This is a genomic window from Selenomonadales bacterium 4137-cl (assembly GCA_032334055.1).
Lineage (GTDB): Bacteria > Bacillota > Negativicutes > Sporomusales > UBA7701 > Anaeroselena > Anaeroselena agilis.
On sequence record JAUOZS010000001.1, the window covers coordinates 1,861,345 to 1,876,799 of the forward strand.

The window sequence follows — 15,455 nt, forward strand, 5'->3', positions numbered from 1 at the left end:
CAATAAAGGAGGACAGCCTTGAAACGGTCTTTTAAAAACCCTCCCGTCCGCGGAGATGCTCCCTTCCCCGGCGACCCCGCCGCCCTCCTCGACGCCCTGCCGCTCGGCGTCCTCATCACCGACAAAGAAGGCCGCACCCTCCATGCCAACCTTCTGGCGCACGGCCTCCCCGACGAAGCCGCGCACGCCGTCGAAAGAATCCTCGCCAAAGTAAAAAACAGCCAGCCCGCCTTGGAAACCGTCGAACTCGCCAAGCCGGACGGACGGCAGCTCAACCTCCTCATCTCCGCCACCGCCCTTCGCGACCGCCGAGGCGAATTCGCCGGCGCCGTCGTCGCCATCGGCGATATCTCCAGGGAACGTGAGCAGGAACGGGAAGCCGCCCGCCGCAACACCCAGCTCGAATCCCTCCTCCGCCACGCCCCTATGGGCATCGCCCTCATCGACGAAAACCTCCGCTACACCGCCTTCACCAGCGTCCCCGAGCCTCTTGGCCAGCCTCGCCAGGTCATGAACGGCGGCAAAATCGAAGACAGCGTCAAACCGCATCATTCCCCCGAAGTCGCCGCCGAAGTGATAAAACTCCACAAAACCGTCCTGGAAACAGGCATACCCGCCAAAGGCACGGGCTGGAGATTCACCCGGCCCGACGGCAGCCACTACTACGCCGACTGGGAACTGCGCCGCGTCAGCGACGGCAGCAAAGTCCTCGGCCTCATTGGCACGGCTGTCGACGTCACCCCCCACATCGAAACCCGCAATGAACTCGAAAAACTGAAAGACAACCTCGAGCAAACCGTCAAAGAACGCACCGCCGAACTCGCCCGCGCCAACGCCACCGTGGCCACCATCCTCGAAACCATCGCCGACGGCTACTTCGCCACCGACGCCGCCTGGCGCGTCACCTACTTCAACCGTACGGCCGAACTGCTCACCGGCATCGCCGGCAGCAAAATCACCGGCAAACGCCTGTGGGACACCATCCCCGCCACCCCCACCTTCCGCGAGCCGCTGCGCCGCGTAATGGCCGACCGCCGGCCCGAATACTTCGAAACCGCCGAATTGCACCGCGGCAAATGGCTTGAATTCAGCGTCTACCCGAGCGCCGACGGCGGCCTGATCGTCTCCCTCCGCGACATAACCGCCCGCAAAACGACCGAACAGGAACTCCTCCGCCTCTGCTCCCTCGACCTCGTCGGCCAGATGGCCGCCGGCATCAGCCACGAAGTCCGCAACCCCCTCACAACCGTGAAAGGCTTCCTGCAGCTCTTGGCCCGGAAACCGTCCTACGCCGGCGACAAAGACGTCCTCGAACTGATGATCTCCGAAATCGACCGGGCCACCGGCATCATCACCCAATTCCTGTCCGTCGCCAAGACCACCCCCGGCGAAGCCGTCGTTGCCGACCTCAACGCCATCATCGCCAACCTCCACCCCCTGCTGGAAAGCGCCTGCCTCGAACACGGCAAAAACCTCGTCCTCTGCACCGATCAGGCCATCCCTACCCAACTGGTCAACGAAAAAGAAATCAGGCAACTGCTCCTCAACCTCGTCAACAACGCCATCGAAGCCATGCAGACCAAAGGCCGCCAGGTTACCGTCGGCACCGTCAGGCTTTCCCGCCGCGAAGCCGCGCTGTTCGTCAGAGACGAAGGCACGGGCATCCCCGCCGACATCACCGCCAAAATCGGCACCCCCTTCATGACCACCAAAGACAAAGGCACCGGCCTCGGTCTCGCCACCTGCTACGCCATCGCCCGCCGCAACAACGCCTCCGTCGAATTCACCACCTCGCCCGCCGGCACCACCTTCTCCGTCCGCTTCAAAGCCGGGCGATAAACCGCCTTCCCGCGCCGCCGACAGCGGCGCATAATTTTTTCGCCTGCCGCGGGGGAAAATAGCCCCGGAGGTGAAAACCGCATGACGTACAAGCGCAAATCCCCCTGGTCGGCCGTCGACAAAGACCAACTCGGCTACGAATCCAGCTTCAACCCCACCGGCCATTTCCATGACGGCCCCCGCACCGCCGACAACGACAAAACCCTCGCCGTCGACAACGCCGCCGACAACGGCCAACTCACCTAATCCCCGCCGGCGCAATAATCTTTCACCCCGACGGCCATACTAAAAAAAACCGGTCGGGAAGGGGCTTTGCCGTGGCATTCACCGAGCAGATCATCACAATAACATCGGCGGCGATAGCCCTCCTCCTGCTCATCTTCGCCGTCGACTGGCGCTACTTCCGCGACTGGGTCGTAGTCTTCCTCTTCAAATGCACCGTCGATTTCCTCTGGGGCAGCGCCGTCGTCTCCCTCAAGCTGATCGAATACCCGGACCGCCTCTTCCCCCGCTATTATGACACCAGCATCCTCTTCGAAATATGGGTATTTCCCGTCCTCTGCATCCTTTACAACCAACTCACCCGCACACGCGGCCTTACGGCCGCCGTCGGCTACGCCCTCCTGTTCAGCGCCGGCATCACCGCCCTCGAATACCCCCTCGAATACTACACCAACCTTATCGAGTACAAAAACTGGACCTGGTTCACCTCCTTCTACACCATCACCGCCACCTTTCTCATATCCCGCGCCTTCATCGCCTTTTACCGGTGGGGGTGCGACCGCTTCACCCCCCGACGGTACTGACGTTGACAACCCGTTCTCCCGCCCAAACCCCGCGCTCCCTGCGCGGGGTTTGGTTGTCTCCCGCCGCGCAAGCAGGATTTCCCGCCCGGAATGGGGAATAATTCTAATCACGCAACTTCAATCACCCCATCCGCGCGAAATCATCCAGCGGCTGGCGCTTATCGAGGAGAGTGACTAATATGCCGCGATCAGTACGATACACCCTCTTCCACCTCATCCTGCTGCTAACCCTGGCCCTTGTGCCGGCGGCGGCTCACGCCGCAGGCCTCTGGGTCACGACCGACAAAGGCTATAAAGTATGGGACGAACAGGCCTTTTCCGACCACATCGTCACCTGGACCGGCCAAGCCGACCCCGAAGGCTATGCCACCGGAAAAGGCATCCTTCGCTGGTACACCCTCAGCCACAACCCCCTCTACAAATATGAGGGCGAAATGCGCAAAGGCAAGCGCGACGGCAAGGGCACCCTGACCTACGAGACCAGCGGCGCCAGCTTCACCGGCCTCTGGCGCAGCGACAAAATGAACGGCTACGGCGTCTGGATCACCGAAACCGGCGACCGCTACGAAGGCAACTGGGTCAACGGCTTCCAGCACGGCAAAGGCAAAATAATCTGGACCAGCGGCGACCGCTACGAAGGCGACTGGGTAAAAGGCGAACGCACCGGCAAAGGCGTCTTCACCTGGGCCAACGGCGACCGTTTCGCAGGCGACCTCGTAAGCGGCGCCCGCACCGGCAAAGGCGTCTACACCTGGGCCAACGGCGACCGCTACGAAGGCGAATTCAAAAACAACGAACTAAACGGCAAAGGCGTCTACCTCTGGATAACCGGCGCCCGTTACGAAGGCGGCTTTTTCAAAGACAAGCGCCACGGCAAAGGCACCCTCAAATGGCCGAACGGCGACCGCTACGAAGGCGAATGGGCCAACGGCGCCATGCACGGCTACGGCACCATCTACTACGCCAACGGAGCCGTCCAAAAAGGCCGCTGGGCCAACGGCAAATACATCGGCGAAAAGGCAAACAAAGCCAAATAAGCAAAACCCGGCGCACCATTCCAGGCTGCGCCGGGTTTTTTCTTACTTTGCCCGCGCTCGCGGGACCTGCCTGCATAATAACGCCTCGCCGCCTCACCCGCCCACTTTACCCTCCGTCTACTGCCAGGTGTTGACAATTATCTATAACATCGTTATACTAACAGTACGTATAACAGCGTTATAGAGCCGTCTCCGCGGCCAAGGAGGTCACAAAATGGAAATCCTCGTCCTGAACGGCAGCCCCAAGGGCGACCTCAGCGTCACAATGCAGTACGTCGCCTTCCTCGCCAAAAAGAACCCCGGCCACACCTTCCCCATCGTCAACATCGCCCAGCGGATCAACCAGCTCGAAACCGACCCCGTCGCCTTCGACGCCGTCGTCGCGCAGGTACGCAAAGCCGACGCCGTCCTGTGGGCGTTCCCCGTATACTACATGCTCGTCCACGGAAATTTCAAACGCTTCATCGAGCTCGTCCACGAACGCGGCGCCGCCCCAGCCTTCGGCGGCAAATACGCCGCCTCCCTCTCCACCTCTATCCGCTTCTTCGACCACACCGCCCACAACTATATCAACGCCGTCGCCGACGACTGGGGCATGCGCTACCATGGCCGCTACTCGGCCAAAATGAGCGACCTCTTAGACCCTGCCGAACGCGATCGCCTGGCCGCCTTCGCCGCCGCCTTCCTCGCCGCCGCTGCCCGCGGCCTGCCCACCGCCCGCGCCCACCAGCCCCTCGTCCCGGCCGGCGGCCGCTACACCCCCGGACCGGCCGCCGCCCCCGTCGACACGGGCGGCCGCAAAGTGCTCCTCGTCACTGACGAAGGTCCGGACGACGCCAACCTCGCCGCCATGACCGCCCGGCTCGCCGCCGCCTTCACCGGCCCGGTCGAAACCGTCAACCTCCGCGACCTCGACATCAAAGGCGGCTGCCTCGGCTGCTGCCGCTGCGCCTGGGACAACACCTGCGTCTACGATGGCAGCGACGGCTTCACCGCCTTCTACCGGGAAAAGGTCGAACCGGCCGACATCGTCTTATACGCCGGCGCCGTCCGCGACCGCTACCTCTCCGCCAAATGGAAATCCTACTTCGACCGCACCTTCTTCAAAAACCACGTTCCCACCCTCAGCGGCAAACAATTCGCCTTCCTCGTCAGCGGCCCCCTCGCCCAGCTCGCCAACCTCCGCCAGATCCTCGAAGCCTACGGCGAATTCCAGCACACCGGCTTCCTCGGCATCGTCACCGACGAGGGCGACCCCGCCCACACCGACGCCCTGTTGGACCGCCTGGCCGCCGACGCTGTCGCGCAGGCCTCACAGAGGTACCTCCCGCCCCCCTCCTTCCTGTCCGTCGCCGGCGGTAAACTCTTCCGCGACGAAATCTGGTCCCGCATGCGCTTCCCCTTCGTCGCCGACCACAAATACTTTAAAGCCAACGGCCTGTACGACTTTCCCCACCGCGACCGGGCCGACCGCCTCAGAAGCTTCCTCTTGTACTGGCTGGTCCACATCCCCGCGGTCCGCAAACAAGTCTACGGCCCCCAGATAACCACCCACATGATCGCCCCCCTCAAAAAGCTGGTCGACAGCCTATGACCACCGCCGCCAGCCCTGACACCCGCGACGCCATCCTCAAAGCCGCCCGCGTACTCTTCCTCACCCGCGGCTACCACAAAACCGCCATGCGCACCATCGCCCGGGCCGCCGGCATCTCCACCGGCCCGCTCTACTTCCACTTCGCCAACAAAGCGGAAATCTTCTTCCACATCTGCCTCCAGGCCAACAACCGCCTCCTTGCCGCCTTCACCGCCGCCGCCGGCAGCGGCGAAGCCGCCGGGCTCAGGCTGCGGGCCATGTTCCTCGCCCACTGGGACTTCTTCACCACCGAACCCGAGCTGTTCGCCATCCTTCACCTCGCCGAAAACCCCATGGCCGGCATCGACCTGCCGCCCGAACTGCGGGAAAAACTCACCAGCCTCCGCCATCAGCTCATCGCAGTCATGGAGACGGTCATCCGCGAAGGCATCGCCGCCGGCGAACTCCGGGCCTTCGACCCGCCCGCCCTCGCCCTCTTACTCCACTCGGTCGCCGACGGCGTCTTCCAGAGCCACAAAAGCGGCGCCCTCAAAGACGCCGGCGTCGGCCTCGACGCCCTCATCGCCACCGCCATCGGCGTCCTCGGCCACGGCATGGTCCTCATCCCCCGCACCGGCGCGGCGTTAACACCCTCTTCCCCAGAATCCGCCCCCCGCGGTCCAGCCTGAAAACGGAGTGAACAACATGTACCAAGCCCTCCAGGCCTTCTTCATGACCGGCACCGGCAACTCCTACAAGGTTGCCTGCTGGTGCGCCCAGACCGCCGGCCGGCATGGCCTCGACAGCAACCTCGTTCAAATCAGGGCCGGCGAACCGAGCCTCTCCCCGCCCCCCGGCTCCCTGGCCGTCTTCACCTACCCCACCCACGGCTTCACCGCCCCCTGGCTGATGATGAAATACATCTGGCGCCTGCCGCCGGGCGGCAACAGCCACGCCGTCGTCCTGCCCACCCGCGCCGGTATACGGTTCAAAGGCATCCTCGTCCCCGGCCTGGAAGGACCGCCGGCTACCTCATCGCCCTGCTGCTCAGGCTCAGAGGCTACTCGGTACGGGGCGTGCTCGGCGTCGACATGCCCAGCAACTGGACCGCCCTCCACTGGGGCCTAAGCGGCGAAAACGCCGCCGTAGTCACCGCCGTCGCCGAAGGCAGAGTCAAAAGCGCCCTCGACGCCTTCCTCGCCGGCAAACGCCACTACGACGGCGTCGTCCAGCTTTTCTTCGGCCTGCTGCTGGCGAAAATCTCCCTCATGTACCTCATCCTCGGTCAGCTCTTCTTTGCCAAACTCTTTTTCGCCGACGACACCTGCACCGGCTGCGGACTGTGCAAAACCATCTGTCCCAAACGTGCCGTCCGCCTCGCCGGGAGGCCGCCGCGCCCCTACTGGACCTATGCCTGCGACAGCTGCATGGCCTGCATCAACTTCTGCCCCCACAAAGCCATCCAGGTCAGCCCCCTCGTCGCCATCCTCATCTACTACCTCGCCACCGTCCCGGCCCTCGCCTGGGCGATGGCCCTCGCCTCCGCGCGGCTCGGCTTCGACCTGGCGTCCGTCCCCCTGCTCGGCTTTTCCGTCCAGTACGCCTACACCCTCCTCGCCATCGCGGCCGCCTACAGCCTGCTCCACCTCGCCTTCGGCAGCCGGCTGCTCCGCTTCCTCGCCGCCCGCCTTTCCCATACCCGCTACTTCCGGCGCTACACCGCCCCCGGCGTATCCCTCGCCGACATCCACAAGCAATAACCCGCACCACGGCACGGCCAAAGCCGTCCTGCGAAAAAAAGGCCCGGGCCGCCGTCAGAAGAATCGTAAAGCCGCCAAAATTCTGGCGGCTTTTACTTATGCAAAAAAAACAGACGGCTATTGACCCGACCACAACTTTATACTTTAGACTTACTAACGGAAAACGATAACGAGGAGGAAGGAATATGACTCCCTTTCAAGGAAAAAGGATAACACTGCGCCACACCATGAACATCGCCGCCGCTCCCGCCGCCGTCTTCCCGCTGCTCTGCCCCGTGCGGGAGTATGACTGGATCGAAGACTGGTCCTGCGAAATGATCTGCTCGCAGTCGGGAGTGGCCGAACTCGATTGCGCCTTCAAAACCGGTTTCCCGGACGAAGGCGAGGCCTACTGGGTAATGAGCCGCAATAATCCCCCCGCAGAAGCGGAATACATCAGATTTGTCCCCGGCCTGATGATCGTCAGGCTGCATCTGACGCTGCGGCCCGCAGGCCACGACGGCTGCTTCATCGATGTCGCCCACACCTTCACCGGCCTCAGCGACAAGGGCAACGCAGCGATCACCGAAAAAATCCCGGCCAAACACGCCCAGGACATATCGCGTCTCGAACAGCGCCTTGATCACTATGTCCGCACCGGCAGCATGCTGAAAACCCGCGGCAGCTAGGAGGGCCCGGCCTTGTACACCATCGGGCAGTTGGCGAAAAAATTCAACCTGGCGCGCAGCACGCTCCTCTATTACGGCGCCATCGGCCTGCTACCCGGCTCCGGTCGCACCGCGGCCAACTACCGCACCTACACGGAGGCCGACTGCCAAAAGCTCGGGCAGATTTGCGCCTATCGCCAGGCCGGGCTGCCGCTTGCGGACATAGCCACCCTGCTAAACGGGCCCCAGACCGCGGCTGTATCGCTCCTGCAGAACCAGGTCCACAACCTCAGCGGCGAAATAACCAAACTGCGCGAGCGCCAAAAACTAACCGTCAGGCTGCTGCTCAACTGTCTGGCGCAGGAGAGCCGCGGTCCCCTGAACAAATCCGCCTGGCAGGAACTCTTCAAAGAAGCGGGCTTCAGCGACCGCGACCAGTGGCAGTGGCACCGCGACCTCGAGCTTGCCAGCCCCGACAAGCACACGGCCTTTCTGGCGTCCGTCGGCTTCGACGCCGCCGCAATCGCCGAAATAAAGGCCTGGGCGTTGGGCAGCCAGCCTATGTCAAATACTTGCTCCCCTCGCGCACACTAAGCGGGTGCAGCTTGTGGCCGGCGACGAACGCCCGCACCCACTCCCTGTCCGTCTTCGAATACTCCCTCAGCGCCCAGCCGATCGCCTTGTTGAGGAAAAACTCCTTCGTCCCGCACGTATTGCGAATTACAAGACCGAGCACCTCCGTGTCGGTCTTTTCCTTATACTTGAGCTGAAACAGGATCGCCGTGCGCGCCAGCCAAAGATTCTCCCCCGTAGACCACCCCACTACATAGCTGCCGACCAGCTCCGGGCGCCGGGCGCACAAATCCCCCACGATCACCGCCGCCAGAGCGTCCACCGTATCCCACCACGACTTCGCCGTCACCAGCCCCGCCAGGCGGCCGATATCGTCCGCCGCCACGCGGCCCTTAACCGCCGCCAGGTAATCGCACGCCAGGTACTGGAACTCCCTCTCCGGCAGCGCCCACAGCCTCGCCACCAGCCCCCAGTCCACCGCCGCCGCCTGCCGCGCTCCGCGCAGGAAATCGCGCTGCAGCGCCGCCCTCTCCGGCTTGCTTATCCCCAGAAACGGAAACTTATCCTTCATATACGCCGCCATGAAACCCGCCTTCGCCGGATTGCGTTGCGCGTAGAAAGCCGCTATCAGCTCCTCGGTCATATCGTCACCGCTTTCACTTCGTTTTTATCTTACCGGCCCCGCTTCGCCAGGCGGCCGAACAGCTCCACGATATTGCCGGTGGCCGCGGAGGCCAGGGCGGGGTTGTAGAGTAGCGCCACCTCGGCCCGCTCGGGGATGCCGTCCAATTCGACATAACGGAGATTGAGCCTGTATCCCTCGCGCACCCCCGACGGCACCACCGAATAGCCGAGCTTGCTCTCCACCAGGCGAAGAATGGTGTTGATCTGGCTCGTCTCGTGCGCCTTGCGGGGCGCAAAGCCGGCGGCGCGGCAGATGGCGAAAATGGTGTCCACCATCGCCGGTGCGCACTCGCGGCTGAAACAGATGAACGGCTCATCGGCAAGATCGCGGAGGGCGAGCTCGCTTTTGGCCGCGAGGGGATGGTCGGCAGAAATCACCAGCGAAAAAGTCTCCGAAAGCACCGGGAAAGAGACCAGCCGTTCGTCGGCAACCGGGCTGCGGACAAGCCCCAGGTCGATGCGTCCGGCCCTGAGCGCCTCCACCTGGGCCTGGTTGGGCATCTCCTCCAGCATTGTGGATATTTGGGGGTATTCCCTGCCAAGCTCGGTCAGCAGCGACGGCAGCAGCGAATGCATCACCGCGCCGACATAACCGATCCTCACCTGTCCGAGCGTACCCTGCCCGACCAGTTTCACCCGTTCCTCCAGGGCGGCGATCTGTTCGAACAGCAAAGCGGTCTCGCGCCGGAGGAACTCGCCCGCCGGCGTCAGCTTCACCGTGCGCTTGGTGCGCGCAAAAAGCTCGGCCCCCAGCTCCTCCTCCAGCCGCCGGATCTGCCGGCTCAGCGGCGGCTGGGCGATGAAAAGCCGCTCGGCCGCCCGGGCGAAATGGAGTTCCTCGGCCAGCACGAGGAAATACCGCAGCTTCTTGAGATCCATAAATACCTCTACAGTATTAATATAGCGCAAATAATATATTTCCCACGATTTTCCCGCTTGCTTATAATGATAGCAGAAGCCGGCCGCAATGGCGAGACCTTGCCGGCAACCGGGAGGGACGACAATGGAAAAAAACTATGGGCATATGCAGATCATCAACCTGGCAAGCATCGCGGACAACTGCCGCGAAAAATGGGCCAACTTCACCCTCAGCCGCGTCAACGGCTCACTGGTGCGGCTGGGCATCTTCGAGGGCGAATTTCACTGGCACAAGCACGACCGGGAGGACGAATTCTTCTTCGTGGTCAGCGGCGAAATCCACATCGACCTCGCGGGAGAAACGGTCAACCTCAAAGCCGGCCAGGGGTACACGGTGACGCAGGGCGTCTCTCACCGCACGCGAGCCGACCGCCGGGCGACCGTCCTGATGGTCGAGGCGGATACCGTCAACCCGCGCGGGGATTAGCCCGGCCCAACCCGGCCTTCCATCTCCGGTTTGACCGCCGGCCCTGCCAGAATTATACTATTTATAGCGCGGTAATCCCGCATCCGTTAAGGAGGAACCCACCATGCCCACCGAAACCATCTCCGACCGCTTCCGGCGCCATGCCGAAGACTGGGCCCTGTTCGAACAGGCCAAAGAATACGCCCTCGACTACATGCGCACCGTCGCCGACCGCCCCGTTTACCCCGGCCGCGAGGCCGTCGCCGGGCTAGACGCCTTCCGCGAACCGCTGCCCGACGCCCCCGCCGACCCCCGCGACCTCCTCGCCCGCCTCCACCGCTGCGGCTCCCCGGCCACCGTCGCCCAGACCGGCGGCCGCTACTTCGGGTTCGTCAACGGCGGCGTCATCCCCGTCGCCCTCGCCGCCAGATGGCTGGGCGACACCTGGGACCAGAACGCCGCCCTGTACGTCATATCCCCCGTCACCGCCGTCCTCGAGGAAGTCTGCGAGGGCTGGCTCGTCGACCTGCTCGGCCTGCCCGCCGGCACCGCCGCCGGCTTTGTCAGCGGCACCTCCACCGCCAGCCTGTGCGGCCTCGCCGCCGGCCGCGACTTCCTCCTCCGCCGCAAGGGCTGGGACGTGGGCGCCAACGGCCTGTTCGGCGCCCCCGAGCTCCGCGTCGTCCTCGGCGCCGGCGCCCACTCCACCGTCTACAAGGCCCTCTCCATCCTCGGCCTCGGCAAAGACCGGCTCATCAAAGTGCCGGTCGACGACCAGGGCCGGATGCTGGCCGACAAACTCCCGCCCCTCGACGATAACACCCTCCTCATCCTCCAGGCAGGCAACGTCAGCACCGGCGCCTTCGACCCCTTCGCCGCCATCTGCCCCCGCGCCCGCGACGCAGGCGCCTGGGTCCACGTCGACGGCGCCTTCGGCCTGTGGGCCGCCGCCTCCCCCGAACTCCGCCCTCTCACCGCCGGCGTCGACCTCGCCGACTCCTGGTCGGCTGACGCCCACAAAACGCTCAACGCCCCCTACGACAACGGCATCGTCTTCTGCCGCCACCGCGACGCCCTCGCCCAGGCGATGAGCATGACCGGCTCCTACATCGTCTACAGCGACCAGCGCGACGGCATGATCTACACCGCCGACATGTCCCGGCGGGCGCGGGCCGTCGAACTGTGGGCCTCCCTCCTCGCCCTCGGCCGCACCGGCGCGGCCCAACTCGTCGGGGACCTCTGCCGCAAAGCCCGCCGCTTCGCCGCCGGACTCGAAAAACAAGGCTTCCGCATCTTAAACGACGTCTGCTTCAATCAGGTCCTCGTCGCCTGCTGTGACGAAGCCGCGACGAAAATAACCCTCGAAAAACTCCAGCAGTCGGGCGAGTGCTGGTGCGGCCCCGCCCAGTGGCAGAACGAAACCGTAATCCGCATCAGCGTCTGCTCCTACCGCACCACCGACGAAGACATCGACCGCTCGATCCAAGCCTTCGTCAAAGCAAGGGGCCGCGCGGAAACCTAAACACACAAAAAGCCGCCGTGCACCCACGGCGGCTTTTCCTATGCCTCTTTCCCCTGCTCCAGCGCGGCCTTCAGCCGCGCCAGCTCCGCCGCGCGGGCCTCAACGGCCGCCAGCAGCCGCTCCCGCTCCGCGCCTTCCAACGCGCCCAAAGCGGCCAGCGCCTCCGGTGTGAGCGCCTCGACCGCCGGCACAGCCAACAACCGCGCCACCTCAGCCGCAACAGAGGCGGCCTTGGCGTCCCCGTCCGCGGTCAACCCTGCGGCCGCTTCCGACCCGTCCGGTTCCGCCGCGGCCCCTGCGCCCGCCGGCGCCGCCGTCGCAGCCACAGCCGCCTGCGCCGGCGCGCCGGCACTCGCCACGTCCGCCGCCGGCGCCGTCTCAGCCTCCGCATTCCGGGCGGCCGCGGCCTTCGCCAGCTCCTGACGGCGCTCGGCGTCCACGCTTAAAGCCACCAGCTCATGGCAGGGCATCTTCAGGAACCGCTCCTTCGTCGCCGCATCAAACCCCTCGTCCATAAACAGGCCGGCGATCCGCTTCGCGTCCCTCGCGCTCCGCTGGTCCCTGGCCACCTTTAGCGCCAGATGATCGCGGTACGCCAGCGGCACATCCTTCATACCCAGAGCCTGGTCCTCCGACAGCTTGCCGGCGAGAATCTCCGGCCCGGCGTGGATTATCTTCCTGACCTCCGGGCCGAACACCAACAGGGCCAGCTTATTGGTGATATACTTCTCCGACTTGCCCAGCCGGCTCGCCAGAAACTTCTTCGAAACCTGCCACTTCTCCCCGTCGAGCAGCTTCTGGAAGCCCTCCGCCTCCTCGATCGGCGTGAAATCCCGCCGCTGGATGTTCTCGGTCAACTGCTCGAAATAAATATCCAGCTCGTCGGTATTATCAGACAGGATGCACGGGATTTTCCGGAAGCCCAACAGCTTCAGCGCCTTGTAGCGCCGGTTGCCGAACACGATCTTGTAGCGGCCGTACTTCGCCTTATAAACCTTGATCGGGTTCAGAAGCCCGACCTCGCGGATGCTCTCCGCCAGCTCGTCGATCGCCGTCTTATCGAACTCGCGGCGCGGCTGCTCGCTATCCTCGTCGATCAGATTGATATCGATCTCCACCAGTTTCACTGCTAATATCCTCTCCCGCTTGTCCCGTTTCGCCATTCATTTCGACGGCCCCCCGCTTATTCCTGCCCGCCCGCCGCCGGCCGCCGGAAAATCAGGGCTCGCCCCATTCCCCGCAGCCGCGCCAAAGACCTTCGACCCGTAAATGTTTCCCAGGGGATTGACACCCCGCAGGTTCCTGCTATATAATTGCTGTAAATACATACCAAAAATGCCATGATCGGGAGAAGTAAGTTTTTCGGGCCCTCCAGAGAGCCGGTGGCTGGTGCGAACCGGCGGGCAGACTGACTGAAATACACCCGTGAGCAGCAGGTCGAACCTTCCAGTAGACCGCGCCGGACGCCACCGTTAACAGGCTAGGGTATCGGAACCCTTAGGTTCCCGCACCCGAAACGAGCGGCTTGCCTCCAAGCAAGCAGGGTGGTACCACGGCTTCATATCCCGTCCCTGTAGAAATACAGTGACGGGATTTTTTATTTGCCAAAACAAAAAAAGGAGTGGTTATCGATGTCCATAGTCAACTTCTATCAGGGCGAATCCATCCCCCTCGAACTCCACAAGGTCCGCATCGTCCAGAAACTCTCCCTCGTCCCCGTCGAGCGCCGCCTCGCGGCCATCGCCGAAGCCGGCAACAACACCTTCCTCCTCAAAAACAACGACGTATTCCTCGACATGCTCACCGACAGCGGCGTAAACGCCATGAGCGACAGGCAGCTAGCAGCCATGATGGAAGCCGACGACAGCTACGCCGGCTCGGCCACCTTCACCAAGCTCGAAGCCAGAATTAACGACATCTTCGGCAAAAAATACGTCCTCCCCGCCCACCAGGGGCGAGCCTGCGAAAACATCATCTCCCAGGCGTTCGTCCGGCCCGGCACCATCGTGCCCATGAACTACCACTTCACCACCAGCAAAGCCCACGTCGTCATCAACGGCGGCGCCGTCGAAGAACTCATCATCGACGAAGGCACCGCCGTAACCAGCGACCACCCCTTCAAAGGCAACATGGACACCGGCAAACTCGCCGCCCTCATCGAACAGCACGGCGCCGACAAAATCGCCTTCGTCCGCATCGAAACCGGCACCAACCTCATCGGCGGCCAGCCCCATTCGCTCGCCAACCTGCGCGAAATCCGCCGCGTCTGCGACCGATACGGCGTCATCATCGTCTTCGACGCCAGCCTCCTGGCCGACAACCTCCACTTCATCAAAACCCGCGAGCCCGAATGTAAAGACATGACCATCCGTCAGATCAGCCGCGCCATCGCCGACCTCACCGACATCATCTACTTCTCCGCCCGCAAGCTCGGCTGCGCCCGCGGCGGCGTCATCTGCACCAACAGCGAAGAAGCCTACCTCAAAATGCGCGAACTCGTCACCCTCTACGAAGGCTTCCTCACCTACGGCGGCATGTCCGTGCGCGAAATCGAAGCCATCGCCGTCGGCCTCGACGAAACCATGGACGAAGACATGGTCAGCCAGGGCCCGCAGTTCATCGCCTTCATGGTCGAAGAACTCGCCAAACGCGGCGTGCCCGTCATCACCCCTCCCGGTGGCCTCGGCTGCCACATCGACGCCCGCCGGTTCCTCCCCCACGTCCCCCAGCAGCAGTACACCGCCGCCGCCCTCGCCGCCGCCGTCTACCTGGCCGGCGGCATCCGCGGCATGGAGCGCGGCACCATGTCCGAAGCCCGCGACGAACAGGGCAACGAAACCTTCGCCAAAATGGAGCTCGTCCGCCTGGCCATGCCACGGCGCGTCTTTACCCTCTCCCAGGTCAAGTACGCCGTCGACCGCATCGCCTGGCTCTACGACAACCGCGCCCTCGTCGGCGGCCTCGCCTTCACCGAAGAGCCCAAACTCCTGCGCTTCTTCTTCGGCAAGCTCGCCCCCGTCTCCGGCTGGCAAGCCGAACTCGCCGCCAAATTCCGCCAGGACTTCGGCGAAAGCCTCTAACCAGCAAGCAAAGACCGGCCGGAACACCGGCCGGTCTTTTCATACCCTCACCTGATAATCGTCACCGTGCCCTCCCGGCGCGGCGCCGCATCCGGCAACCCCGCGGCCGGATAACCGAACGCCCCCGACGCGTACACCCTGTACCCCGGCGGCAGCGCCAGCTCGGCGGCCAGCGCCTTGCCGTCCGCGCCGTCGAAAATGAACTTCACCGCGTGAATCCAGCACGACCCCACCCCCAGCGACGCCGCCGCCAGAAACATATTCCCCAGCGCCAGCGCACAGTTCTCCACCGTCGTCAGCGCCTGCTCGTCGCCCGACACCACGATCAGCGTCGGCGCGCCGTAAAAAACGCTGAACCCCTCGGCCCTGGCCCGCTCCTCGAACACCTTGTTTCCTGACCGCAGAAACCCCTCCCGGCAGGCCTCGTTGATCCTGTCCAGCAGCTCCTTGCGCTGCACCACCGAAAAATGCCACGCCTGCTGGCCCATGCCGCTCGGCGCGAACCGGCCCGCCTCCAGAATGGCTTGCAACTCCTCCGGCCCGATCTGCTCCGGCCGGTAAGCCCGAACACTGCGCCGCGCCGCGATCGTCCGCAAAGTCTCGTTCATCG

The 15,455-nt window shown here is 63.8% G+C and carries 17 protein-coding genes and 1 other annotated feature; of the genes, 13 read left to right on the top strand and 4 right to left on the bottom strand.

From position 1 onward, the window contains the following. The first annotated feature begins 18 nt into the window (after window positions 1–18). The 10 genes from Q4T40_09865 (at window position 19) to Q4T40_09910 (ending at window position 8,256) form a co-directional block, all read left to right on the top strand. On the top strand, window positions 19–1,839 hold the full coding sequence (locus Q4T40_09865) for a PAS domain-containing protein (GenBank protein MDT8901547.1): 1,821 nt from the start codon (window positions 19–21) through the stop codon (window positions 1,837–1,839). A gap of 81 nt (window positions 1,840–1,920) precedes the next feature. Further along, window positions 1,921–2,085 carry a hypothetical protein gene (locus Q4T40_09870; GenBank protein MDT8901548.1) on the top strand — a complete coding sequence of 55 codons (165 nt, stop codon included), beginning with the start codon at window positions 1,921–1,923 and terminating at the stop codon, window positions 2,083–2,085. 71 nt (window positions 2,086–2,156) lie between these two features. Beyond that, the gene (locus Q4T40_09875; protein MDT8901549.1) at window positions 2,157–2,645 is read left to right on the top strand and encodes a CBO0543 family protein; all 489 of its coding nucleotides are present in this window, start codon (window positions 2,157–2,159) and stop codon (window positions 2,643–2,645) included. Between the two features lie 179 nt (window positions 2,646–2,824). Next, window positions 2,825–3,682 (top strand): hypothetical protein, encoded by an 858-nt coding sequence (locus Q4T40_09880; GenBank protein MDT8901550.1) that lies wholly within the window; start codon window positions 2,825–2,827, stop codon window positions 3,680–3,682. 214 nt (window positions 3,683–3,896) lie between these two features. Continuing rightward, on the top strand, window positions 3,897–5,276 hold the full coding sequence (locus Q4T40_09885) for an NAD(P)H-dependent oxidoreductase (protein ID MDT8901551.1): 1,380 nt from the start codon (window positions 3,897–3,899) through the stop codon (window positions 5,274–5,276). Further along, window positions 5,273–5,944, top strand: a complete 672-nt coding sequence (locus Q4T40_09890; GenBank protein MDT8901552.1) for a TetR/AcrR family transcriptional regulator — start codon at window positions 5,273–5,275, stop codon at window positions 5,942–5,944. The genes Q4T40_09885 and Q4T40_09890 overlap by 4 nt, the downstream gene beginning before the upstream one ends. Window positions 5,945–5,960: 16 nt before the next feature. After that, a complete protein-coding gene (locus tag Q4T40_09895; GenBank protein MDT8901553.1) occupies window positions 5,961–6,383 on the top strand; it encodes a hypothetical protein in 423 nt (140 codons plus the stop codon). Beyond that, window positions 6,347–7,015 (top strand): 4Fe-4S binding protein, encoded by a 669-nt coding sequence (locus Q4T40_09900; GenBank protein ID MDT8901554.1) that lies wholly within the window; start codon window positions 6,347–6,349, stop codon window positions 7,013–7,015. The genes Q4T40_09895 and Q4T40_09900 overlap by 37 nt, the downstream gene beginning before the upstream one ends. A 185-nt stretch (window positions 7,016–7,200) precedes the next feature. Continuing rightward, the gene (locus tag Q4T40_09905) at window positions 7,201–7,683 is read left to right on the top strand and encodes a hypothetical protein (protein MDT8901555.1); all 483 of its coding nucleotides are present in this window, start codon (window positions 7,201–7,203) and stop codon (window positions 7,681–7,683) included. Window positions 7,684–7,695: 12 nt separating this feature from the next. Beyond that, entirely contained in the window at window positions 7,696–8,256 is a 561-nt protein-coding gene (locus Q4T40_09910) for a MerR family transcriptional regulator (protein MDT8901556.1), read from the top strand. Here Q4T40_09910 and Q4T40_09915 read toward each other — a convergent pair. Together Q4T40_09915 and Q4T40_09920 are read right to left on the bottom strand one after the other, a co-directional pair. After that, window positions 8,222–8,878 (bottom strand): DNA alkylation repair protein, encoded by a 657-nt coding sequence (locus tag Q4T40_09915; GenBank protein ID MDT8901557.1) that lies wholly within the window; start codon window positions 8,876–8,878, stop codon window positions 8,222–8,224. The genes Q4T40_09910 and Q4T40_09915 overlap by 35 nt on opposite strands. A 29-nt stretch (window positions 8,879–8,907) precedes the next feature. Then, window positions 8,908–9,798 carry a LysR family transcriptional regulator gene (locus Q4T40_09920; protein MDT8901558.1) on the bottom strand — a complete coding sequence of 297 codons (891 nt, stop codon included), beginning with the start codon at window positions 9,796–9,798 and terminating at the stop codon, window positions 8,908–8,910. A gap of 124 nt (window positions 9,799–9,922) precedes the next feature. Here Q4T40_09920 and Q4T40_09925 point away from each other — a divergent pair, with 124 nt between their 5' ends. Together Q4T40_09925 and Q4T40_09930 are read left to right on the top strand one after the other, a co-directional pair. Next, complete coding sequence (locus Q4T40_09925) at window positions 9,923–10,264, top strand: cupin domain-containing protein (GenBank protein ID MDT8901559.1); 342 nt, start codon at window positions 9,923–9,925, stop codon at window positions 10,262–10,264. A 103-nt stretch (window positions 10,265–10,367) separates the two neighbouring features. Beyond that, a complete protein-coding gene (locus tag Q4T40_09930) occupies window positions 10,368–11,765 on the top strand; it encodes an aminotransferase class V-fold PLP-dependent enzyme (GenBank protein MDT8901560.1) in 1,398 nt (465 codons plus the stop codon). Window positions 11,766–11,803: 38 nt separating this feature from the next. Here Q4T40_09930 and Q4T40_09935 read toward each other — a convergent pair whose 3' ends face one another. Then, the gene (locus Q4T40_09935) at window positions 11,804–12,928 is read right to left on the bottom strand and encodes a ParB/RepB/Spo0J family partition protein (GenBank protein MDT8901561.1); all 1,125 of its coding nucleotides are present in this window, start codon (window positions 12,926–12,928) and stop codon (window positions 11,804–11,806) included. A 168-nt stretch (window positions 12,929–13,096) separates the two neighbouring features. Then, window positions 13,097–13,341, top strand: a binding site (T-box leader). 55 nt (window positions 13,342–13,396) lie between these two features. On the opposite strand from Q4T40_09935, the gene Q4T40_09940 reads away from it, so the two are divergent. Beyond that, window positions 13,397–14,845: a tryptophanase gene (locus Q4T40_09940; protein MDT8901562.1), complete on the top strand. Its 1,449-nt coding sequence runs from the start codon at window positions 13,397–13,399 to the stop codon at window positions 14,843–14,845. Between the two features lie 47 nt (window positions 14,846–14,892). Here the strand turns inward: Q4T40_09940 and Q4T40_09945 are convergent, their stop codons facing one another. Further along, the gene (locus Q4T40_09945; GenBank protein MDT8901563.1) at window positions 14,893–15,453 is read right to left on the bottom strand and encodes a nitroreductase; all 561 of its coding nucleotides are present in this window, start codon (window positions 15,451–15,453) and stop codon (window positions 14,893–14,895) included. Window positions 15,454–15,455: the final 2 nt, after the last annotated feature.

What these genes read in the sequence shown, in the direction of transcription:
- Q4T40_09870 (MDT8901548.1), top strand. Translation starts at nt 1,921, where the DNA reads ATGACGTACAAGCGCAAATCCCCCTGGTCGGCCGTCGACAAAGACCAA.
- Q4T40_09880 (MDT8901550.1), top strand. Translation starts at nt 2,825, where the DNA reads ATGCCGCGATCAGTACGATACACCCTCTTCCACCTCATCCTGCTGCTA.
- Q4T40_09885 (MDT8901551.1), top strand. Translation starts at nt 3,897, where the DNA reads ATGGAAATCCTCGTCCTGAACGGCAGCCCCAAGGGCGACCTCAGCGTC.
- Q4T40_09890 (MDT8901552.1), top strand. Translation starts at nt 5,273, where the DNA reads ATGACCACCGCCGCCAGCCCTGACACCCGCGACGCCATCCTCAAAGCC.
- Q4T40_09895 (MDT8901553.1), top strand. Translation starts at nt 5,961, where the DNA reads ATGTACCAAGCCCTCCAGGCCTTCTTCATGACCGGCACCGGCAACTCC.
- Q4T40_09900 (MDT8901554.1), top strand. Translation starts at nt 6,347, where the DNA reads ATGCCCAGCAACTGGACCGCCCTCCACTGGGGCCTAAGCGGCGAAAAC.
- Q4T40_09905 (MDT8901555.1), top strand. Translation starts at nt 7,201, where the DNA reads ATGACTCCCTTTCAAGGAAAAAGGATAACACTGCGCCACACCATGAAC.
- Q4T40_09915 (MDT8901557.1), bottom strand. Translation starts at nt 8,878, where the DNA reads ATGACCGAGGAGCTGATAGCGGCTTTCTACGCGCAACGCAATCCGGCG.
- Q4T40_09920 (MDT8901558.1), bottom strand. Translation starts at nt 9,798, where the DNA reads ATGGATCTCAAGAAGCTGCGGTATTTCCTCGTGCTGGCCGAGGAACTC.
- Q4T40_09925 (MDT8901559.1), top strand. Translation starts at nt 9,923, where the DNA reads ATGGAAAAAAACTATGGGCATATGCAGATCATCAACCTGGCAAGCATC.
- Q4T40_09930 (MDT8901560.1), top strand. Translation starts at nt 10,368, where the DNA reads ATGCCCACCGAAACCATCTCCGACCGCTTCCGGCGCCATGCCGAAGAC.
- Q4T40_09935 (MDT8901561.1), bottom strand. Translation starts at nt 12,928, where the DNA reads ATGGCGAAACGGGACAAGCGGGAGAGGATATTAGCAGTGAAACTGGTG.
- Q4T40_09940 (MDT8901562.1), top strand. Translation starts at nt 13,397, where the DNA reads ATGTCCATAGTCAACTTCTATCAGGGCGAATCCATCCCCCTCGAACTC.
- Q4T40_09945 (MDT8901563.1), bottom strand. Translation starts at nt 15,453, where the DNA reads ATGAACGAGACTTTGCGGACGATCGCGGCGCGGCGCAGTGTTCGGGCT.